The 22,073-nt window shown below is 30.4% G+C and carries 22 protein-coding genes and 1 pseudogene; 18 read left to right on the top strand and 5 right to left on the bottom strand.

The genetic code is table 11. From position 1 onward, the window contains the following. Positions 1-83 precede the first annotated feature (83 nt). Entirely contained in the window at positions 84-902 is an 819-nt protein-coding gene (locus tag BN6559_RS07215; RefSeq protein WP_199883823.1) for a polysaccharide deacetylase family protein, read from the bottom strand. A 159-nt stretch (positions 903-1,061) separates the two neighbouring features. Between BN6559_RS07215 and BN6559_RS07210 the strand changes: the two genes are divergently transcribed. From BN6559_RS07210 to BN6559_RS07180, 7 genes are all read left to right on the top strand, one after another. After that, complete coding sequence (locus tag BN6559_RS07210; protein ID WP_110954088.1) at positions 1,062-2,273, top strand: O-antigen ligase family protein; 1,212 nt, start codon at positions 1,062-1,064, stop codon at positions 2,271-2,273. A gap of 17 nt (positions 2,274-2,290) precedes the next feature. Next, on the top strand, positions 2,291-3,370 hold the full coding sequence (locus tag BN6559_RS07205; protein ID WP_110954087.1) for a CgeB family protein: 1,080 nt from the start codon (positions 2,291-2,293) through the stop codon (positions 3,368-3,370). 26 nt (positions 3,371-3,396) lie between these two features. Further along, positions 3,397-4,443 carry a glycosyltransferase family 2 protein gene (locus tag BN6559_RS07200; protein WP_110954086.1) on the top strand — a complete coding sequence of 349 codons (1,047 nt, stop codon included), beginning with the start codon at positions 3,397-3,399 and terminating at the stop codon, positions 4,441-4,443. A gap of 42 nt (positions 4,444-4,485) precedes the next feature. Further along, a complete protein-coding gene (locus BN6559_RS07195) occupies positions 4,486-5,502 on the top strand; it encodes a glycosyltransferase family 2 protein (protein ID WP_234407816.1) in 1,017 nt (338 codons plus the stop codon). Positions 5,503-5,593: 91 nt separating this feature from the next. Beyond that, positions 5,594-6,598 carry a glycosyltransferase family 8 protein gene (locus tag BN6559_RS07190; RefSeq protein WP_456060543.1) on the top strand — a complete coding sequence of 335 codons (1,005 nt, stop codon included), beginning with the start codon at positions 5,594-5,596 and terminating at the stop codon, positions 6,596-6,598. Positions 6,599-6,614: 16 nt separating this feature from the next. Beyond that, positions 6,615-7,607, top strand: a complete 993-nt coding sequence (locus BN6559_RS07185) for a glycosyltransferase family 9 protein (protein WP_110954084.1) — start codon at positions 6,615-6,617, stop codon at positions 7,605-7,607. Beyond that, entirely contained in the window at positions 7,600-8,697 is a 1,098-nt protein-coding gene (locus BN6559_RS07180; protein ID WP_110954083.1) for a polysialyltransferase family glycosyltransferase, read from the top strand. The genes BN6559_RS07185 and BN6559_RS07180 overlap by 8 nt, the downstream gene beginning before the upstream one ends. Before the next feature lie 140 nt (positions 8,698-8,837). Here BN6559_RS07180 and BN6559_RS19655 read toward each other — a convergent pair. Further along, positions 8,838-8,957: pseudogene (locus tag BN6559_RS19655) on the bottom strand (IS256 family transposase); the annotation flags it as partial. Between the two features lie 208 nt (positions 8,958-9,165). After that, complete coding sequence (locus BN6559_RS07175; RefSeq protein WP_110954082.1) at positions 9,166-9,909, bottom strand: lipopolysaccharide kinase InaA family protein; 744 nt, start codon at positions 9,907-9,909, stop codon at positions 9,166-9,168. Between the two features lie 130 nt (positions 9,910-10,039). On the opposite strand from BN6559_RS07175, the gene BN6559_RS19650 reads away from it, so the two are divergent. After that, the gene (locus BN6559_RS19650; protein ID WP_110954081.1) at positions 10,040-10,204 is read left to right on the top strand and encodes a DUF2922 domain-containing protein; all 165 of its coding nucleotides are present in this window, start codon (positions 10,040-10,042) and stop codon (positions 10,202-10,204) included. Between the two features lie 75 nt (positions 10,205-10,279). Here BN6559_RS19650 and BN6559_RS07165 read toward each other — a convergent pair whose 3' ends face one another. Together BN6559_RS07165 and BN6559_RS07160 are read right to left on the bottom strand one after the other, a co-directional pair. Next, positions 10,280-11,164 (bottom strand): VirK/YbjX family protein, encoded by an 885-nt coding sequence (locus BN6559_RS07165; RefSeq protein WP_267886721.1) that lies wholly within the window; start codon positions 11,162-11,164, stop codon positions 10,280-10,282. Positions 11,165-11,514: 350 nt separating this feature from the next. After that, positions 11,515-12,303, bottom strand: coding sequence for a PI-PLC domain-containing protein (locus BN6559_RS07160; protein WP_110954079.1), 789 nt, complete (start codon positions 12,301-12,303; stop codon positions 11,515-11,517). A gap of 314 nt (positions 12,304-12,617) precedes the next feature. Here BN6559_RS07160 and BN6559_RS07155 point away from each other — a divergent pair, with 314 nt between their 5' ends. From BN6559_RS07155 to BN6559_RS07110, 10 genes are all read left to right on the top strand, one after another. Beyond that, the gene (locus BN6559_RS07155) at positions 12,618-14,291 is read left to right on the top strand and encodes a phosphoethanolamine transferase (protein WP_110954078.1); all 1,674 of its coding nucleotides are present in this window, start codon (positions 12,618-12,620) and stop codon (positions 14,289-14,291) included. Positions 14,292-14,471: 180 nt separating this feature from the next. Then, entirely contained in the window at positions 14,472-14,696 is a 225-nt protein-coding gene (locus BN6559_RS07150; RefSeq protein WP_110954077.1) for a DUF1659 domain-containing protein, read from the top strand. Between the two features lie 36 nt (positions 14,697-14,732). Continuing rightward, positions 14,733-14,945, top strand: coding sequence for a DUF2922 domain-containing protein (locus BN6559_RS07145; protein ID WP_110954076.1), 213 nt, complete (start codon positions 14,733-14,735; stop codon positions 14,943-14,945). A gap of 698 nt (positions 14,946-15,643) precedes the next feature. Continuing rightward, positions 15,644-17,047 carry a sugar transferase gene (locus tag BN6559_RS07140; RefSeq protein ID WP_110954075.1) on the top strand — a complete coding sequence of 468 codons (1,404 nt, stop codon included), beginning with the start codon at positions 15,644-15,646 and terminating at the stop codon, positions 17,045-17,047. 31 nt (positions 17,048-17,078) lie between these two features. Beyond that, positions 17,079-17,930 carry an ABC transporter permease gene (locus tag BN6559_RS07135; RefSeq protein ID WP_110954074.1) on the top strand — a complete coding sequence of 284 codons (852 nt, stop codon included), beginning with the start codon at positions 17,079-17,081 and terminating at the stop codon, positions 17,928-17,930. A gap of 15 nt (positions 17,931-17,945) precedes the next feature. Next, on the top strand, positions 17,946-19,229 hold the full coding sequence (locus tag BN6559_RS07130; RefSeq protein WP_110954073.1) for an ABC transporter ATP-binding protein: 1,284 nt from the start codon (positions 17,946-17,948) through the stop codon (positions 19,227-19,229). Between the two features lie 15 nt (positions 19,230-19,244). Continuing rightward, on the top strand, positions 19,245-19,967 hold the full coding sequence (locus BN6559_RS07125; RefSeq protein WP_110954072.1) for a class I SAM-dependent methyltransferase: 723 nt from the start codon (positions 19,245-19,247) through the stop codon (positions 19,965-19,967). A gap of 5 nt (positions 19,968-19,972) precedes the next feature. Next, on the top strand, positions 19,973-20,245 hold the full coding sequence (locus tag BN6559_RS07120) for a hypothetical protein (protein WP_110954071.1): 273 nt from the start codon (positions 19,973-19,975) through the stop codon (positions 20,243-20,245). A 23-nt stretch (positions 20,246-20,268) separates the two neighbouring features. Next, positions 20,269-21,012, top strand: a complete 744-nt coding sequence (locus BN6559_RS07115; RefSeq protein ID WP_199883821.1) for an FkbM family methyltransferase — start codon at positions 20,269-20,271, stop codon at positions 21,010-21,012. Positions 21,013-21,128: 116 nt separating this feature from the next. After that, a complete protein-coding gene (locus BN6559_RS07110) occupies positions 21,129-22,049 on the top strand; it encodes a glycosyltransferase (RefSeq protein WP_199883820.1) in 921 nt (306 codons plus the stop codon). Positions 22,050-22,073: the final 24 nt, after the last annotated feature.

Below are 22,073 nucleotides of genomic sequence, written 5' to 3'. Positions count from 1 at the left end.
TAAGATGAGATATATTTTTTTAGAATTTACAACAAGATCTTTTCTACCAGAAAAAATAAGGCAACTGCAAATTTGCAGCTACCTTATTTTTTTCTCAACCAACGCTTGAAATTACGTTCCCATTTTCGCATTGCAATAAAAATAACATGTATACGACTGACTTTTAATTTAAACTCAAATATAGATTGACTAGAAGGAATCGGGATTCGTGGCAGTGCGAATAGATCGATATGCCAAAGCGAAACATGTTCAAATATGGCAAAAGCAGCTTTGTACCCCGCTGCTTTTGCAGTACTACACGTATGTACATTGAAACTGCCATAGGGATAGCATAGAAAATCAATTTTACATTGTAGATTTTTTTCAAGTTGTTCTTTGCTCTCTGTTAATTCCAATTTTGTCTGTTCTATCGACGTGTGACCAAGAAAAGGATGATTTGCAGTATGAGATGCAATTTCCATCCCGGCATCTTGCCAGGCTTTCAATTGGTCCCAATCCATGGTTACGGTTTGCTCCTTGTTAAAGTCTTCCCATTTGTTTTTTTTGCCGATCCAATTAGAGATTGGAAAAATAGCAGCAGTCATGTTTCTTTCTTTTAAAATAGGTAGTGCTGCTGTGAAGTTGTCCATATAACCGTCGTCAAACGTGAGAAGTACAGATTTTCTAGGAAGTTTTTTACCATTTGCATAAAAATCATAGACCATTTCCATCGTTATCGTAGTGAATCCGTTGTTGTTTAAGTAATCCATTTGCTCACAGAATTTATTGGGTGGTAATGCATTCCTATCACCCGGAATATCAGCGATACGATGATACATTAAAATTGGTATGTAATTTTTAAATTTTAAATAAAGTAAGATAATTAAGAGTATTAAGATAAAAAATATGGAAGAAAATATCATTATATTGCCTCACAATAAAAAGTATAGTAAGATTAAAGACGAGTTTATTATATAAATTTTTATAAGGATAGTATTTTAAATTAGTTGTATTAAAATAGATTGTTAATAATGCAAAGATATAAGAAAGATTTGCAAATGAAGAATTGAGGATTGGTAATTTTGAATACTAAAAGAGCTGAGATTTTAGATACCGTAATATACTATATTTTTTTAGTATATATGGTAACTATATGTTGGACAGAATTAAGGACAAACTTTTTAGGCTATATTATATTAATATTAGGTATTATAAGATATTATTTTAGTCCAATTAAAATTAAATTGCAAACATATCATATTTGGATTTTAGTCATATTTTTTATTTGTAAATTTAGTACAATTTTTCTTAATGATGTAAACGCGAATTATTATACAAATTTTCAATGGTTTCGAGATCGGTTTTTAAGCCCGATATTAATTTTATTTCTATTAATATATTTTGTTAGAGAAAAAGAAAAAATTAAAAATCTATTTTTTGCTCTTGTGATATCTTTTCTTATTGGAAATTTATTCGCTATAGGAGAATTTTATCAGGGTGGAAGCAGGGTTTCAGGACTTACCACAGACACAATGGAATTAGCCGGTTTTCTTATTATGTTATATCCTAGTACAATCATTTTTTTATTTAAAGATCAATTAGCTAAACGTTGTAAAATAATTTTGTATTTGTGCTTAATTGTTTCAACACCTGTTATTTTTTTTAATGGAACTAGAATTGCGTGGGTTATTTTAGCACTAACTATTCCTTCTATATTGATTTTATTGATGAAAAATAAAAAAATGCTTATAACAATTTTACTTATAGTACTAGCTTCTACTTCTATGTTAATAAATAACAATGATGCTTTACAAAAACGCTTCTATTCAATAACCGATCATAATTATCAATCCAACGCTGAAAGAGTACGTATGTGGAAAAGTGCTTGGAATATGTTTAGTGATCATCCAATTGCTGGAGTGGGATTAGGTAATTATATGGAACAATATAGAACTAAATATATATTACCTGAAGCTAAAGAGCGAAATCAATGGCATGCGCATAATGTATTTATGCAAACGTTAGCTGAAAGTGGAATTATAGGTATTCTACCTTATATCTGTATGGTTGTTTACTTTACGATGGAAAGTTTTATACGGTGGATTAGAACGAAAGATTTAATGTCTTTACTATTTCTTTGTGTGACTTTGGGCTTTTTTCTACATGGGATGACTGACGTTAATTTGGGTAATCTTAGAATTTTATTTAAAATTTATTGCTTCTTTTTAGGTATGTACTTGATCACAAATGATTTAATTATTTATAACGAAAAGGAAACAATCAAAAATAATTAATATGAGGAGCATATAAAGTGAAAGTATTGATTGTAGGCGTTAATTATTTCCATTACGCTGCTTCTTTGGTAAGAGCTTGTGAACTACTGGGGCATGAAGTAATAAATATATGGATAACTGAGTTTAGAGATAGTGAAAATTCCTACTGGAAAATTCGTGCTGCTAAATTGGGATTAAAGATTTATGAGATTAAATATAATGAGAAAATGAATAAAAAGTTTATTAAAGCAGTAGAGCATTCTAATCCAGATTGTTGTATTATCTTAAATGGAAAGGACATTAATAATGAATTTTTAAAATACTTAAAAAAACAATTTGTGAAAACTGCTTTATTTATGATTGATAGTATACAATTTAATTGTTATAATCAGGCTTTAAAACAGATAGATTATTATGATAAAATATTTTCTTACGAACCATCTGATATACATTTTTTATCAAAAACTTATGGTCAGAAGAATGCTAAATACTCCTTCCTAGGATATGATGAAACTATTTTTCATTGTAAAGATAATTATGATGAGAAAGAATATGACATATGTTTTGTTGGTGCTTTAAATATGAAAAGGTTTAATCTTTTGGAAGCAGTTGCCGAATATGCATATAAGAATGATAAAAAAATGATCATATACACAAATCCACTGTATCCAGAGAAAAATATTTTACATAAGGTAAGGAACTATTTTAGGTCTAATAAGATTAAATCTAGATATCCTCATCTAAGTAAAATCCTAATAGATAAACCAATTTATGATGAACAATTAGCCGATCTATATAGAAATACTAAGATATGCATTAATATCCATTCGGCTGGCAACCTACACTCAGGCCCTAATCCAAGAACTTTCGAAATTTTAGGATGTGGTTCTTTTGAATTAGTTGATTCTGAACATCTATATCAAGTTGAGTTAAAGTCGGGGGAACATTTAGTTGAGTTTGAAAATGAAACAGATTTATGTAAAAAAATTGATTATTATTTAGAAAATGATGAAGAAAGAAAGTATATAGCATATAATGGATATAAGCGATCCAAGGAAAAGTACACAATGAAAAAATGTGTTGAAAATATATTAATGGAATTGGTTAATAACGGTTGAGTTAAGCAGGGAGTGAACATTCATTGATGAATTCAAAAAAAATATTAGTTAGTATTATTGTTCCAGTGTATAAGGTGGAACGATATGTGGGTCGTTGTATTGAATCAATATTAAAACAAACGCTACGCGATTTTGAATTAATTTTAATTGATGATGGATCTCCTGATAAAAGTGGTGAAATTTGCGAAAAATATAAAATGTTAGATGATAGAATTAAAGTTTTTCATCAAGAAAATAAAGGCCCAATGGCTGCTTGTAAATATGGCATAGATATGGCGCAAGGTCAGTATATCGGTTTTGTAGATAGTGATGATTGGGTCGAATCAGAGATGTATGAACACATGTATAAGACTGTTATAGAGGATAATGCGGATATTGTATCTTGCGGGGTTTTGTATCATGGTGAAAAAAAAATAATAAGGCAATACGTTGTTAAAGAAAAATCAGTTTTTTTAGAACCTGAAATTGAAAAATACATTATTCCTAATCTATTAAATTATTGGATGTATGAATATGGAATTTATGGTCCTTATAGAGTTAACAAGTTATATAGGGCAAGTATAATTAAGAATAATTTAGAATATTGTGATGAGAGAATTAGAATTAGTGAAGATATGAATTTGGTATTGGCATGTACATTAGATGCTAAAAAAATGATTTTCTTAACATCGTGTTTTTATCATTATGAATGGAACCAAACATCTACATCTGTTTCTTATACGCCAAATTATTTTGAAAATAATTTGATTTTATATAAGGCTTTTCATGATATGGTGAAAGAAAAGAATAAAAAAATACATGAAGAAATTGATCTATATTACAATTCAATGTTGATTGCGGCTATTCGAAATTTAGCAAAGGCGCCAATTTCATTAACCAATAAATGTATAATGTTGAAAAAATATTGTGAAAACAATCCAGCTAAAGACTTATTTAGATATCATAATTACAAAAATATATTAAAATCATATATTATAATTTTTTGCATTAATAGAAAATGGTATTGGATATTAACTTTCTATATTATGAAAAGGGAATTTAGGAAAAAAGTAAAAGAACTAATTGTTAAATAAGTATTGGTTTATTGTAGAATTTTAATTTGGGAGCGAGTCTAATTGATAGATTTTAAACATGTAAAGATTAGTATAATTGTGCCTGTATATAAGGTGGAAAATCTTATTGAAAGGTGTATTAATTCTATATTAAATCAAACGATAGAAAATTTTGAATTAATTTTAATTGATGATGGATCACCTGATAAATCAGGTGAGATTTGTGATCAATATGCAAGACAAGATAATAGGATACGTGTAATACATAAAAAAAATGAAGGTGCAATGGCGGCATGGATAGATGGTGTTAAGATAGCTAAGGGAAGATATATTGGATTTGTAGATAGTGATGATTATATAGAATCTACAATGTATGAGTTATTACATTATAATATAGAGATTTATCATGCTGATATTATTGCTTGTGGGGCGAAGAGAAAATCACAAAATGAAACAATATTTTATCAAATTGAAAAAAAATCGATTTTTAAATCGGCAGAAATAATAAAAAACGTTATACCTGACTTATTTAATAATGAAAGATATGGACAGGCTAGATGGAATAAATTGATTAAAAGTGAAATAGTTAGAAAAAATTTATTGTATTGTACCAATGGAATTGTTTTAGGAGAAGATTTGAATTTAGTATTAGCATGTACATTAGATGCTAGAAAAATAGTATACATTCCTGACATTTTATATTACTATTGTGAAAATAAGAATTCTGTAACAGCATCTATAAAAATTAATTCTTTAGAAAATGGAATACATTTATATAAAAATTTAACATTGATTGCACAAAAGAAAAACAGTGATATATATTTGGAAATTAATAAATTTTATAATAATCTTCTTACCGATACATTGTTGAATTTTTCAAATATAAAAACATCTTTTTCTATTAAATATAAAATGATAAAGAAATATATTGAATATAATCCCGCAAAAGGCTCATATTATGATGATTGTAAAAAAAATAAATATAAAATTAAAAGATTACTAGCAGTTTTTTTAATAAGAACTAAACAGTATAAATTATTATTATTATATATCACCTTCCGAAGGTTAAAAAGAACATGAGTTTTATCTATCTTAGGATTATTTTAATGCGATTATAAAATAAATAAATTATTAATACACCCCAATAAATGGTTAAAATAGAATAAAAGGTGTGACATATTTGATTTATAGAGAAGAACTTTTAAAAGCGATAAAAAAACACACTAATTTTGATAATAGAAAACCGGAACATATTAATAATGAAAAGGTTTTGCATATAGGTTATGGTGTAGATAATAATTATGCACGATGTATGGGAGTTTCCATTGCTTCAATTATACAAAATAATAAAGAGGAAAATATAATTTTTCATGTTTTAGCAAGCGACTTAGAGAATGAGAATATCCAAAATTTGAAGCGGTTGGCGGAAAAATTTTTTCTATGTATTAATGTTTATGATATAGATAAGAATGCATTTAATCTTTTACCCACGCATACGCATTTACCAGTGTCGACCTATTATCGATTTATTTTGCCACTCGTATTACAAGTACCTAGAGTACTTTATATAGATGCAGATATTATTTGTATGGGAAGTATAAAAAGCTTATTTGTAAATGATAAGAAAAATAGTATTATATCAGCTGTACCTGATGTCGAATCATTAGCATATAAGCGAAATATAGCTTTGGATTTAAAAGATCATATTTATTTTAATGCGGGTGTATTACTCATTGATATAGAAAAATGGAATGAGTATGATGTCGTTGGTAGGGTAATGGAAACATTAGCGAGTGATCCAGAAAAGTTTAGATATTTAGACCAAGATGCGTTAAACTTGATATTAACAGGAAAAATTCACTATTTGGATAAAAAGTATAATTGTATAAATACCCCGGATATGATGTGTAAGGATATTGTATTTTTGCACTTTGCTGCGCATCCGAAGCCTTGGAATATTGCTTGGCCTATTAGTAAAGTATGTAATGAGTTTACACAAGATATTTACGCGCGTTATGAGCAGTTAACGCCTTGGCAAGATTGTGCTTTGCTATTGCCCAAAAACTATAAGGAAATGAAACATTATGCAAATGCTTTATTTAATCAAGGAAATTATCTGCAAGGACTAAAATGGTATATTTATTATTTAAAAACGAAACTTCGATCTAAAGCTTAGAAGAAAGGTCAACTTTATGAAAACTTTTTTGGTGATTAATACATCTTTTTTTGGGGATACATTATTGACAGATCCTTTGTGCCGCAACATTAAACTAGAATATCCAAATGCGAAAGTTATTTTTATGGTTAACAAGCCTTTTCTGGAAGTGGCAAAATATATGGATGGTGTAGATGAAGTTCTTGTTTATGATAAGAAAGGTGAACATAAAGGTTTGGCAGGTTTTTTACATTTCTATCAAATGTATAAAGCAAAATACAATAACAAGATTGATGTTGCTTTTGTGATTTATGGAAATGAAAGAGGGATCATGTTAGCTAAGCTTTTTGGGACGAAGAAAATTTACAGTGATAATACAAGCATTATGCGATTTTTGTTAAATCATAGTGTGATTGATTATCATGGTAGTGTACATACACAAGATAAACATACTGTATTATTTGAATTGTACGCTGGTAAGAAAGCGCAATCTTTACCAATGCTATATGAGCCCCCTAATGAAGCTTATACGAAGGTGGATTTTTTATTACATAAACATCATTTAAAAGTGGAAGATAAATGTATTGCGCTTTGTACGACCAGTAAGCGCAAAGAAAAGGACATGCCTGTAGAAGAGTGTGCAAAACTCATCAATGCATTAAATAAACTAGGAAAAAAAGTTTTGTATGTTGGTGCTGGAAAAGCAGCGGTGGAATACGTCCAGACTTTGCATAGATTGGATTGTACGGATTTTATCGATTTGACGAATCAAACAACGATTTCAGAATTAGCTGCAGTAATAAAACGCTGTCAAGTTGCAGTGAGTGTAGATACAGGAACGATGCATTTAATTTGCGCACTGCATATACCGTTATTAGCACTTTTTTATGTGCAGGATCGGAATCATTTAAACGCTTGGGCTCCTAAAAATTTTTATCCGCATAAATTATTGGTTGGTGAGAGGCTGTCACCGGAATCTATGATGGCTGAAATTAAGAATTTGCTGAAAGAAAGGGATATAAATGGTTAAGAAAAATTTATTTATCGTAAATACTCCCTTTCATTTACTAACTTCCTTTATTCTAAGTAAGGGAAGATTTCAAAAAGATGAAAATTATCTTGCATTAATTCATCCACATGGATATGAAAAATGGCAAGATAGTGATGTAATGCAGTATATGTCATCCATCAATTGTGGATATAAGGAAGTATTTCCGTTGATTACTTGGATGTCACGAAAAAATAAAAAGCAGTCCTATCGCAAACAAGTTAATGAAGTAAAAAATACGATTGGTAAGATAGAAATCGATCAGATTTTTTTAGGCAGTGATATTGATGTGCAAAATCAGTTATTGGTAGGTGCGCTAGGGAAAAAAGAATTTTATAGATATGAAGATGGACTATATTCTTACTACAATCAAAATCGTCGTCGTCCAATTTCGCATATGTTATTTCATAAATTAAAAATCCATGCTATTGAATGGATTGCGGGTATAAAGAATGGCCCAGATATTAATACCTCTACTGCTAGTGCTAGTAAGGCTGGGATTTGTGATTATATGTATAAGCCGAAACTTTTGAAGAGATATTCTCCACAAGCCTATGAAATTACTTCAGCTCTGATTCAGATGGCAATGTGTGATCTTCAGGAAAATACAAGGTTGGATTCAGTTATGAAAAAAGCTAGTATTTTATACTTAAGTCAGCCACTAGTAGAACAAGGAAAATTTACAATTGAAGAAGAGTTTGGCATGCTTAGAGACATTGTGGAAACTTTAGATGAGAATCAAGTCTTTTACTATAAATCACATCCTAATGACAGTCCTGAAAAAATAAAATTTTATAAAAAAGAATTACCGAAAATGGAGTTTTTTGAATCTATAGAACCAGTTGAGATAGCTTTTTATAGTGAAAAAAACTTGCATGCAGTGATTAGTTACCAGTCCACTGCATTAATGTTTACGGACAAATTTGCAGAAAGAAAATTAGAAAGTATCAGCCTTGCAAGTTTTTACAGGGATTCTTTACATCCTTTGTATAGAGACATTATGCAAGAAGCAGGTGTGAAATTCCCAAAAAACATGGAAGAGATTAGTTCTTTACTTTCACATATAAACTAATTCATAATAGGTAGTGAAATTATGAATTAGTTAAAAAATGATTGAGTTTTAAATATTTTATTTCTTACAAAATTTATAATTGAAAGTGAGAAATATAAATAGATCTAATTGAACAATATTTGAAAAAAAAGTTATATGACTAAATACCGCGAAGTTTGATCGAGCAGAGAATTCAAAGTATCTTTGACACTTTGTTTGACTAAAGTTTTTAAATCCGTTTTGATTAAATCTTCGTTTAACTGGATAATGGTATTGGGCATGGTTCATCGTCTCCTTTGTAGAGTTCGGTTTGGCGACTTTATTCTAACAAATTACGAGTACCATGTCTTTATTTAATTTTGCGAAAATAGTATACGTTATCATAAAAACAGCCCATCCTTACGGATGAGCTAAAAAAAACTTATATTTTTGACTGTCTTTTTGAAAGGAACACACCATATAGTAAAAGTCCAAAAGTTTCGGTGTATTTTAAACAGACAGGTTCATGTTTCTGCGAATTTCTTCTAGAAAAAAATTATATTCAGACGCAGTCACAGCGAAATTTTGTGTCGTCTTTTTCAGTTTTTTTAAATTTTTTAGTAAAATTAATTTTTGGGGGAGCAGAGGTCGAAAATAAATATTGTCAACATCAATTAATTGAATATGTAAAATTTTGTTACATTGTTCGGGATGAACGATAAAATTATATAGCGAAGTATCTTGATGGGCGAGACTGTGAGTTGATAATTTAGCCAATATAAGGGCTAGTTGAGAAATAACGTTATTTCTCAACACTGGATTAGCTCGAGCTTCTCCCATGAGAAATGTATATAAGTCTATACCAGGAATTTCACGAGTCACAAAAATACTGTCAGAAGGGTAAATTCCTCTTTTTCTGGTTAAGGCAATAACTGGCTGTGCAACAGCCACACCTGCCTGCTTTATTCTGATTGATGTTTGAAAATAGCGGACAGCATCTGCTGGGCGAAAATAGTTTTTAATTTTTTTACTTATAGTTTGAGGCGTGTAGCTTTTTACATAGTAAATTTCATTTTTAAAATTCATTTTGTAGACTTTAGACCTGAAATCGCGAATGAGATCAATTTCTCGTGTGGCTTTAGATGAAGGTTGCTTTAACCAAAGAAATTGAATCAGTTCTTCTGCCAGTTCATAATATAAATCATTTTGATAATACATATTAATTTCAGCATTATATTTTTGTTGTTGTAACATTGTATGTATTTAGTCTCCTTGATCTTTGGATTTCGTAATATTGCGAAATAGGGAAAGTATACTATTTTTCATAATATCTGTATCAAGTATAGCAGAAATTTACAAAATACCACAAGCATAAAATTTCCATATCACACTCAGCCTAGCTGATCCCAAAGACGATTTAACCAAATGCCAAGCTTCAGCCGTGATGGAACAAATCGTGAGCAAAGCGATCTTTACCAGTGATAAAGGAAAATTAGAAAGCGTAGTGGAGATCATAATCAAAAGTATAGATGAAGCTGCTTTAGCGTAAAAATAAAAATGGGGCTATCGTTAGCGTTGAAGACGCTTAATGCGACAGCCTCTCTATTTTTTTGAAAAAGTGCTTTTAGCAAATTGTTTCTGTTTGTTTCTTTATTTTTACTTTAAGTGATAAATCTAATGTAGTCAAAATATCCTCTGCTATTTTATCTAGTACAGCAAAACGTTTTCTATAAAGGTTACGCTTATGAGAAGCCACCTCTTCTATACTTTTTCTAGTTTCGATTAGAGGAATCGAAAAAAAACGTTGGTCTTCAGAATGTATACCCTCAATCTCTTCCCAAAATTTATTTAAATTCGGTTGAATTTTTCGATTCCAAGGGATATGATTATTTGCATAAAACCCATAATCAGATACAGCGTAAATTTTGTCGATAGATAGAGATTGTGCTATTATACGCAAAGCGTACACGACTAAATTTTTTGGACGGTATCCGAAGAAATGTTTGGTAAGTTCTTTGTTAATTGCCAGTCCATTTCGGGATCCTTGCAGAGTTCCGATGTTTAAAATAGCATTCCGATTTGCATTAGAAGTAATCCAAAAATTTATATGGTATATACTTTTATTGTCGAGCTTTAATCCTAAAGTAAGTAATCCCTCTCTAATTTCACTTTTACAAAATTTTAAGTTCAAAGATAGTGTTTGTTCTTTATAACTTTCTGCCCAAAGACAGACTCCTGATTCTAAGTAAATATTTTTTACAACATTATCACCAAACATTTTTTCCATGAAGCAAAAATGTTTGGTGATGATGTTGAATCTTTCAAGAGCGCTAGAATTTTTATAAAAAACTGGACGTGTTAATTGTGTAAAAATAAAAAGATTACTTTCAATGATTTTTTGTCGTAGAGAATCTGATTGGAAAAATTCATTTAAATTTAAGATTGCATTACGATGCCATAACGATCTAAGCGCGAATAGAATGGAGCGACTATTTTGTTTATTGTAAATTTGTTTTCCTAATGTATAAAAATTTTTAATTTTGAAACATTCCCTTACAAATAAATTTAGTAATTATGTTGTTGTATAAAGTGGTATTTTGTTTTTGGATATACTTCTAAATATAGCAGTGCATATAATATTTCCTAAATATTTCTTATAAGAAAGAATTATACCATATTAGAGAAAAATAATACAAGCTTTATTAAAAATATTAGTTTATATAAGAACAACCAATGGATTTTTCCATTGGTTGTTCTTATATATTATAAAATTATTCTATTAAATATTTATTGTAAGTGATTGGTTTATTATACAAAAATTTATTAAAAAGTCAACGTTATTTGTATGAGGGAAGATTTTTAGCGATTTACTTTGGCAGAATCTTTTACTAATATTACTTTTACTTGTGGATCAATAAGTACTTTTTTAAAATTCGGATCAAGATAAAAAGCATACCATTTTTTGTTTTCTTTCCATGTTAATAAATCGGTTTTTATATTTGTACTTTTTATTAATGGATAATAAGCAATTGGAAACGAAACAGCATTTACATTCCCGGAGTCAGCAACTTTTGATACGATTGATATAAATGAGTTTTTTCCATTTTCTGTAGTCAGATATTTATCATCTACTGGACAATAGAAAGAGGTATAATAGCCATTGTCTTTAAAGTATTTAAGTGCTTTGTAGTCATGGCTTTCTATGACTATCCTGCTTTTATCAATATTGTTACGATTTAATAAATGATCTAATAAATTCAAAGATTCAATAGCATTATTTATATTTAAATTTTTAAAATCTAACCAAATCTTATCTTCAGTGTTACTTAAAAATTCAAAAAAAGAATTTAATGGGTAATCAATTCGTTCATTTGAATCGTGTGATACATCAAAATTATTTTCTTTGCTATAAAAAATGATATCTAATTCTATACCATTGTATTTATCAGACAACTCTTCTATTTTTTCCAGGCTATTACTTCTATGTAACCAGAATTTTTCAGAAATTGGATATAGTTGCTGAATATATGAATCTCCATGCATACGAGATATGCGATTTAAAGCTGATTCTGTTAGTGAGTCTTTTTTTAAAAAAAGTAGACTAACAGTGCTAATGATTAGCACAATAAGAATTATAGATTTTTTCAAATTTTATTCCACCTGACTTTGTGTTAAATTAAAACTATATTCTTACATTCATTTCTGCAACAAATTATAAATTCCTTTATCAATTTACAATTTGAAAAAGAGAAAGATTATTTCCTCAAAACAGCCAATGTTTACACATACAGTAAAATAATATACAATAGTTAGGCAAAATAAAAAATAATAGGTTCATACGAATCTATTATTTTTTATTTTATATGCTATTACAAGTCAATTCATTTTTAATATGAATTAATCTTATTTTATAGAAAAATTATTTGTAAAATTTAAACTAGCATGTTTAAGGAGTTGTCATTGTGTCAATTAGAAACTATTTTCAAAAGTTTATAATGATCTGTACGAACGTTTTTCAGAAAGAAATAAGGTTTATCTTACTTGTGTTTTTCTTTAATTTTGCAACGCATATGTTCTTCTTAATTGAATCTGGTAAAATTTCAAAATTAGTGAATTATACATTTAGTGCAATTTTCATATCATTTTGTTTTGGAGTGATTATAAACTTAATTCATAGCAATTATGTAAAAAATCTTTTAAAGTTTTTACTTATTAGTATATTATCGATTTTATTTTTAGTCGAATCTTTCATTGTGTATTATTATAAGACGAGTATCGGCGCAGGGATAATTAATGTTATATTGGAGACAAATCAACGAGAGGCTATAGAATTTTTAAATACATACATCAATCTTTCAATGGTGCTATTGGTAGTTGCTTTTATAGGAATTTTCTTATCTTTTATATATTTTTTGGGGAGATATATAAAGAAAATAGGTATTGTGAAACTGCAAAAAGGATTACTAGTCATGTTAATTGTAGGTGCGATATGTACAATTAGAGGTGTTTATATTTATAATGACTATGATGAGGAGTTTTTACTTCCTAGAGTATATGCTTCTACAAAAGTCGCAATGAAAAATATAAATGAATATGAAAATTTATATTCAAAATTGAATGATCAACCAGTTATTACTGAAAATAAAGCACAAATTAAAAATATTGTATTTATTGTTGGTGAATCTACCAATCGTAATCATATGAGCATATATGATTACTACAATAATACAACGCCAAATTTGAAAAGAATGCAGGAACAGCAAAAACTTTTTATTTTTAAAGATATCATTAGCCCTCATTCTCATACTAGTCCGGTAATAAGTAAATTATTTACTTTCTGTAATTTTGAGTCTGAAGAACCTTGGTATACTAACAATAATATAGTGAGTATCTTTAAGCAGGCTGGATACAAAACATATTGGTTGTCCAACCAGGAAAGTTCTGGAATTTGGGGTAATGTAGCGCAAATTTTTTCAAACTTAAGTAATCGTAAAGTATTTACTCGCTATAGAGATTCAAATGAAGATGATGAGGTTTATGACGAGTTATTACTGCCAATTCTAGATAAAGAGCTAGAAAACAAAGTAGAAAAGAATTTTTTTGTTATACATTTGATGGGGACTCATGGCGCTTATCATAAAAGATATCCAAAGGAATATAATGTTTTTCATGAACAAGACATTAAGTCAGATTTTGATAGTGATAAAAAACAGACTATTGCGAAATACGATAATGCAGTTTTATATAATGATTACATTATTCAACAAATTATAAATAGATTTAAAAATGAAGAGGCTATTGTTATATATCTTTCAGATCATGGAGAGGAGGTATATGATTATCGCGATTTTGCTGGTCATACAGAAGATAATGGCAGCAAATATATGGTTGAAATTCCGATGATAATATGGACTTCTGATTTATTCAGTGAAAAATATAGTGGAAAAGTGGAACAAATTAGAAATTCTACAGAAAAACCATATATGACAGATGATCTAATACATACATTATTAGATTTATCTGACATTAAGACACCAGAATTTGATGAGACGAGAAGCTTAATTAATAAGAATTTTAATCCACAAAGAAAGAGAATATATCATAACCAGAATTATGATATAGATCTAAAAAGCTAGATGATTTGATAATATGCTTTTATGAGTTAGAATAGTGATAATTATGGTTTGTGTAGAATCGTAGAATAGGGTATAGCATGTGGCAGTATTGCTGATTGCTATACCTTATTTTTTATTTTTATAAAATTCGTTTAAAAATCCTCCTTCACGGAATGTAGTATAGTGAAGGAGGTGATCAGCATGGCAGTAGTAAAAACGAGTCAAAGTGCGAAACTCATCATCAAAGTGCAAACGAAAACCAATGCAAAGGGTGAGCCGGTTTATGCACAAAGAAGTTTTAACGGACTGAATCCAGCCGCAGCCGACAGCGAAGTATACGCAATCGGTACAGCAATCGCAGCATTGCAGAAAAATCCGGTAGAAGCAGTATCACGTCAAGACGTAGCCGCACTTGCAGAACAGTAAGAGTTTAAAACCTAAAAAAGGAAGGGGGCAGAAAAAATGACGAAAAAACTTAACATGGTCTTTAAAACTGACTTAGGCAAAGAAGTCACACTTACCCTAGCTGATCCCAAAGACGATCTAACCAAAGCGCAAGTTTCCGCAGTGATGGAAGAAATCGTAAGCAAAGCGATTTTTACCAGCGATAAAGGGAAACTAGAAAGCGTAGCGGAGATCGTAATCAAAAGTACAGATGAAATTGCTTTAGCGTAAAAAAATCGAGTTTGTAACCATATGTATGGTGCAAACTCGATTTTTTTTGTATCTTATATATGCTTTGCGAACAGGTTGATCATAAAATGACAAACGTCCTTTTTGCATTCAATGTGAATACTGTATTTTGGCAGTTAGGATAAAATGATGAACTTGACAGTATAAAAAATAAAGATTAAGATAAACATATAAAGGGTGCTACCGATAGACGGTTAGTTCCCGAAGAACTTACGTTAAAAGATTAACCGCAAAGTTTCCAGGCTGGGCGGTTAATCTTTTTTTATGGCTAAAACCAAGATGATAAAAAATAACAACGTTATATTTGTATCATTCATGGCATCACCCCCATCCTCCTGCAAAATGCAGAACACGAATGGGAACTAACCCCCTACCGTTATCGTAGCACCTAAGTGAATTATAGCAAAAATTGCAAAAGAAATACAAGTCAAGGTAGATAATCTGTTTTTAGATAACAATCTAACTTTATATATTTTCACAATATAAAAATCCATAAATGAAATTTATCGAACAAAATAATATATATTTTGTTTATGGATAAACTGGCTTTTTTAGACTTTTTATTGATATAATGTAAATGAAATTGTATTATTAGCGTTAGGTTTGTAGATTAAGCGCTATGAATATGATAAAATAATAGTAAATTTTTATGGATTTTAATTTTAGATGGGATGATCGCAATGCAAAGAAAATTTCCGACGCTGCGAAAACTTGTATTACTTTGCGGAGATATAGGGATCGTTATACTGTCGACCTATTTAGCTGTTAGCTTTATATTTTATTACAGGCCACCACAAATGGATATGGAAATCTATCATACGATGCTGCCGGTAAGCATTATTACGATTGGAATCTTGCTCAATGTACATGGCTTGTTTTCATTAAGTAAAAAAAGATATAGTGAAATCTTACTTGGGGTAGGTATATCTGTTCTAAACTTACTCATTATTATGATGGCATTTAGCTTTTTTGTTAGAGAGTTTGCATACTCCAGGAGTGTTCTAGGTATTGCGGCAATCTTACAATTTATTTTTCTGGCACTTTGGAAATATGCATTTTGGCGTATGGAAAGAATGCTGATTGCGCCGCGCAAAGCATTAATTATCGGTGCTGAAGAAGAGTGTAATCGAATTTTTATCAGACTAAAGCATCAGTCTCAATTACGCTATGAAATTTGTTATGTATGTACAGACAGTAGCAGTGAAGAATGGAAGAGCGTTATCAGCAATATTGATATGGTGATCATTTGTTCAGATTTAAACTTAAAAAGTAAAGCTGAAATCATGCATGCTTGTCAAATGTTAAACAAGCAGGTATTGCTTGTTCCTGATGTATATGAACTATTTTGCAGTGGGCTGGAACTGGATAAGATTGATGACATCCCAGTATTTAGACCTAAATATCTAAATCCAAGCTTAGAACAGCGTTCATTAAAACGAATCGTAGATGTTCTCATTTCGGGAGTTGCACTTATCATTACAGCACCAATTATGGTCATGACAGCCATTGCAATAAAATTAGAGAGCGCAGGACCAGCGTTCTATAGCCAAGTGCGCACCGGACGATATGAGAAAAACTTTAAAATTTATAAATTCCGTAGTATGCGGCAGGATGCCGAAACGAAAAGTGGTCCGGTAATGGCGGCTGAAAACGATCCTAGAATCACTAAACTAGGAAATTTTTTGCGTGCTACACGACTAGATGAACTTCCCCAATTGATTAATGTACTTCTAGGCGACATGAGCATCGTTGGGCCAAGACCGGAACGACCATTTTTTGTGGATCAATTTAAAAAAAAAATACCAGAATATGTGTATAGGCATAATGTAAAGCCAGGGATCACCGGCATGGCACAAGTTTATGGCAAGTACAATACCACTGCCTACGATAAGTTAATTTATGATCTAATGTATATTCAAAAATGCAATGTATTTACTGACTTGGTTGTTATGATACAGACGGTAAAGGTATTGTTAACAAAAAGCAGTACCGAGGGCGTAGGTATAAATAAGAGCAAAATGAATCTAAAACAGTATGAGGTGAATGAAACAAAAGATTCATCGAATATGTACAGGGTAATGTGATAAAGGTATCAGAGAGTTAAAGGAGCATTTCATGAACGAAGAGAAAATACAGTGGACGAGTGTGATTAAGCCAACAAATGGCTGGTTTGATATAAATATAAAGGAATTATGGCAATATCGTGACTTAATCATGATGTTTGTAAAACGAGATTTTGTTGCGGTCTATAAACAAACGATTTTAGGACCGCTATGGTTTTTTCTGCAGCCAATTTTTACGACTGTTGTTTTTACCGTCGTTTTTGGACAAATTGCAAAATTACCAACCAATGGTGTACCACAAATACTATTTTACTTGTCAGGAACTGTAATGTGGAATTATTTTGCAGCCTGCTTGAATACGACTTCCAATACGTTTATTTCTAATGCAGGAATATTTGGCAAGGTTTATTTTCCTAGAATGGTGATGCCGATTTCAGTTGTGATTACGCAAATGATGACATTTGCTATCCAATTTGGATTGTTTTTGTTATTTCTTTTATATTTTCTTTTTCAAGGATCAGGCGTAAGTCCCAATGCATGGATTTTGTTTACGCCAGTATTGTTATTACAGATGGCTTGCCTAGGATTAGGGTGTGGTATTATTGTTTCATCCTTAACAACAAAATATAGAGACTTATCCCTTCTAGTCACTTTTGGTGTTCAGCTATGGATGTATGCTACACCGGTGGTGTATCCTATGTCTATGGTATCAGGAAAGCTAGCGCTATTAATGGCACTGAATCCGATGACTGCTATCATTGAAATTTTTCGGTTCGCATTTTTAGGTGGGCAGCTCATTTCATTATGGTACTGGGGAATAAGTATAGGCATTACGCTGTTTTTATTATTAATAGGTGTCATTTTATTTAGTAAAGTAGAAAAAAACTTTATGGATACGGTCTAAGGAATGAGGAATACGATGTCAGATACAGTCATAAAGGTAGAAAATCTATCAAAACATTATAATTTGGGCACGATTGGCTCAGAAACATTATATAGAGATCTCCAAAGCTGGTGGGCCAGACTTAGAGGAAAAGAAGACCCCAATACACAACTTGGTGCTTGGGATGCAGCACAAATGGATCAAGCTAACAGCTTTTGGGCGCTTAAGGATGTATCGTTTGAAGTGAAACAAGGTGATGTAGTCGGTATCATTGGTAGAAATGGAGCGGGAAAGTCCACTCTTTTAAAGATATTGTCCAGAGTAACTGGCCCAACAAGTGGTAATATAAAGATCAAAGGGAGAGTCGCAAGTCTGCTCGAAGTAGGGACAGGGTTTCACCCAGAGCTTACTGGTAGGGAGAATGTATACCTTAATGGTACGATTCTTGGCATGCGTAAAGTTGAAATTGATAAAAAATTTGCTGAAATCGTAGCATTCGCTGAAATTGAGAAATTTATTGATACGCCAGTAAAAAGATATTCTTCAGGTATGTATGTTAGATTGGCTTTTGCGGTAGCGGCGCATCTTGATCCAGAAATTTTGATTGTTGATGAAGTTTTGGCTGTTGGTGACGCTAATTTTCAGAAGAAGTGTTTAGGCAAAATGGGTGAAGTAAGTAAGGAAGGTAGAACAGTTTTATTTGTTAGCCATAATATGCAAGCTGTAAAGCGATTGTGTAATAAAGGATTGTTCTTAGAAAGGGGAAAGAAAATAGGCGAAGGAAACACAGAAAATATTATTAAAGTTTATCTTCAAGGAGATAAAATAGAAAGATATAACCTAGAAAAAGCAATAAAAAATTTGCCTCCTGATCCTGTGTTTAAGTTAAAAGCAGTACAACTAAAACAAAATGACTATGTAGTTCAAAATAATATTGAAAATGGTTCGTCATTGGAAATAATAATAGAATACTCTGTATTACAAAAGGTTAAAGGATTCAGAATATATTTTGATATATTAGACAGAGAAGAGGATTTGATTTTTCGAAGTTTCCATGATGAAAGAATAAAAAACTTTTCTGACATGGAAAAGGGAGACTACATTTCTACTGTGATTATCCCTGCTAATATATTAGGGCCAATTAATTATAACTTGAAAATATATGCAACAATTTTTAATGTAAGATCTTGTGCATCAGATGGTATAGCAATACCGTTAGAAGTTACACAAACAGGCATTTATAACGAAGCGTATGCGGCTGATACATTTAGAGGTAAACTTGGATTGGCATTAGAATGGAACACGAAAAAGCTAATATGAAGGAGACGTTTAGGATTGAATTTTAAAATTAAGCAAATACTTTTTGCACGGAATGAATTATGTAATTTACAAAAAAATGTAATTGAATGCAATAGTTTTGGTGAAATAAAGAGAGTATTTAAATGGGAAGAAGATCCTGTTCTAGATAGGCCGGACATTTATGATTTTGATTATATCGAAGATATAAATGAACGTAGAATAAGAGATGCGGAAGCCTTGGCCGTTGTAATGAAAAATGTAAAGCCGAAGATTGCGTTAGAAATTGGGACTGCAAACGGTATGGGAACGGTATTAATGGCTGCCAATGCGCCGGAAACAAATATTTTTACGATAAATATTCCGCCAGAGGAAATTTTGTCTGGAGCTGGAGGCAATTTGACAACAATTGCTTTGGAAAAAGAAAAAATAGGAATAGAATATAAAAAACAAAATCTAAAAAATATCACGCAAATTTACTCTAATACAGCTACTTGGGAGCCTAATGTGGGAAATATTGATGTAGCGTTTATTGATGGATGTCATGACACTAAATTTGTTTATAATGATACAATAAAAGTACTGAGAAATATGAAACCAGGTGGATTTATACTGTGGCACGATTTTAATTTAGAGTTGAAAGATAAATTTGGTTGGATAAACGAAGTTTGTTTAGCGATAGAGAAGTTATATAAAGATGGATATCTTAAAGGGAGAATTTTGCATTTAAAGGATTCTTGGATAGGAATTTATAAGGTGTGATTTAAATGAATAAAAATCTAAAAATAGTTTATGGATATCCGTATTATCCATCACAGGCATATGATGATACTCAGCAGATGGCTTTACGATATGCTAATCGTTTACGTGAATATGGATATAATATTATTCCATTTTGTTTGACATTAAATTCTCCGAATAGTTGTTTGTCCTTTGATGAGTTAGACTTTAGGTGGCAGATTGGCGATCGAGAGTTATTAAAAATGTATGAGCAATTGGAAGAGTTCATTCGCTTGGAAACTGTGATGAATCTAAAGTAATTAAAAAAGGTATTGAACGAGATTTGTATGAGACTAAATATGGTGATTGTTTTTGGCTTAACAATGAAGGATATCTTGATAAATGTATAAAGCAAACAGGGGTTTTTGACCCACAAAGTACTAATGTAGTTAAAAATTTAGTTAAGAAAGGAGATGTAGTTTTAGATGTAGGAGCAAATATTGGCTATTATTCTGTATTGATGTCAAAATTGGTGGGGATTAATGAAAGAGTTATTAGTTTTGAACTAACTCAGCATTATCGAGAAGTCTTACAATCTAATATTGAAATAAATAATCTTAACAATTGTGATATTATGGATTTTGGGCTTTCTAACGGAAATGATATATGTGAAATCTCTATTGGGTCATCTTCGGCAACGATGCATTGGGCGGATGATAGTAAACCAATTAAAACTGAAAAGATACAACTTAAGCGATTAGATGATATTATAGAATTCCAAAATATTAATAAAATAGATTTTATAAAAATTGATGTAGATGGTCATGAACCCGTATTTTTAGAAGGTGCATGGCAGAGTATTGAAAAATTTAAACCAGTAATATTGTTAGAAGTAAATCATGCAAATTATTTGAATTATGGAATCACAGCTTGGGAATTTTATGATTTATTAAAACGCCATGAGTTTTTTATATATTCCGAACAAAATTTAGCTGAAATAGAAACAAAAAATCAGTTTTTATTTCTATGTGGTAATTTTGCATATAGTGCTAATATAATTATTTCAAAGGGAAAAATTAATATTTAAAGATCAAATGTATATATAAACACAAATTAAAGTTAATAAAATTACATATATTTACTATTTACATAGACACATAAATGTATGAAATAATATTTTTATGGGGCTGGAGGATATTAGTTTTGATTAAGTTTAATCAATTGTGGAAAAAATCGGAATTTGGGTTGGTTATTAATTGGGATTTTCATGAAAGGAATCGATGGGTTAGTGCGCTTACGCCATATTTAGTGAATGCACTGATTGAAGAGTTCCATCCTATTATTATTTCATCTCAGTTAGAATATGAATTGCATAAGAGAAAAATAAAATATATTATATCGATGGAACCAGGCTGGGCAGCTCCAAAGTTAAAGTATGATGCAAAATGCGAATGTATAAAAGCCATTTTTTATAGTGACCCACATTATGAGACTAAAAAAAGATTAGGGTATTTTAACAATAATGGATTTGACTATGTTTTTTCTTATTATAAGTCACCATTTTTTTATCATTTCGTTGATTTTCCAGAAGATAAATTTGTGCATATGCCATGGGCTATTCCCGATCAGTTTATTGCAGATAATGAAATTGTTTGTAATGATGGCAAAATTGCTATTTTTGGTGGAGCAAATTCAGACGCATATGATATGAGAAATTGGTGTAGAAAACAAAACGGTGTTATTGATTATGCAAATTCAGGTGTAGAAAATAAAGTTTTTACAGATGAAGAATATTTTTTATGGTTGAGTAAATTTGAGGCAATTATTGCTGCCGGAAGTACAAATCCTATTTATGATTTAGTCACACCGAAATATTTTGAAATTATGGCAAGTGGAGCATTATTGATAGGTCAGAAATGTAAAGATCTAAAAGATTTAAGATTCACTTCAAGAAATATGGTATCTTTTGAAAATAAAGAGGAATTTTTAGAAAGAGTATACCAATATCAAAAGGAACCAGAAAAATTTAATATTATAAGAAAGAATGGCAGGGAAACGATTCGTAAATACCATCTTGTTTCAAATAGAATTCAGCAAATAAAGCAAATTTTTATGGGCAGATGATGAGAAATAATTTTAAGGTGAAAT

The sequence above is a fragment of the Massilibacillus massiliensis genome (assembly GCF_900086705.1).
Lineage (GTDB): Bacteria > Bacillota > Negativicutes > FLKF01 > FLKF01 > Massilibacillus > Massilibacillus massiliensis.
Note: the sequence above shows the minus strand (reverse complement) of the source record. Positions and strands in the feature narration are given on the sequence as shown.

Coding starts and splice junctions, on each gene's coding strand:
- BN6559_RS07215 (WP_199883823.1), bottom strand. CDS start 902: ATGATATTTTCTTCCATATTTTTTATCTTAATACTCTTAATTATCTTA.
- BN6559_RS07200 (WP_110954086.1), top strand. CDS start 3,397: ATGAATTCAAAAAAAATATTAGTTAGTATTATTGTTCCAGTGTATAAG.
- BN6559_RS07185 (WP_110954084.1), top strand. CDS start 6,615: ATGAAAACTTTTTTGGTGATTAATACATCTTTTTTTGGGGATACATTA.
- BN6559_RS07180 (WP_110954083.1), top strand. CDS start 7,600: ATGGTTAAGAAAAATTTATTTATCGTAAATACTCCCTTTCATTTACTA.
- BN6559_RS07175 (WP_110954082.1), bottom strand. CDS start 9,909: ATGTTACAACAACAAAAATATAATGCTGAAATTAATATGTATTATCAA.
- BN6559_RS07150 (WP_110954077.1), top strand. CDS start 14,472: ATGGCAGTAGTAAAAACGAGTCAAAGTGCGAAACTCATCATCAAAGTG.
- BN6559_RS07145 (WP_110954076.1), top strand. CDS start 14,733: ATGACGAAAAAACTTAACATGGTCTTTAAAACTGACTTAGGCAAAGAA.
- BN6559_RS07140 (WP_110954075.1), top strand. CDS start 15,644: ATGCAAAGAAAATTTCCGACGCTGCGAAAACTTGTATTACTTTGCGGA.
- BN6559_RS07135 (WP_110954074.1), top strand. CDS start 17,079: ATGAACGAAGAGAAAATACAGTGGACGAGTGTGATTAAGCCAACAAAT.
- BN6559_RS07130 (WP_110954073.1), top strand. CDS start 17,946: ATGTCAGATACAGTCATAAAGGTAGAAAATCTATCAAAACATTATAAT.
- BN6559_RS07120 (WP_110954071.1), top strand. CDS start 19,973: ATGAATAAAAATCTAAAAATAGTTTATGGATATCCGTATTATCCATCA.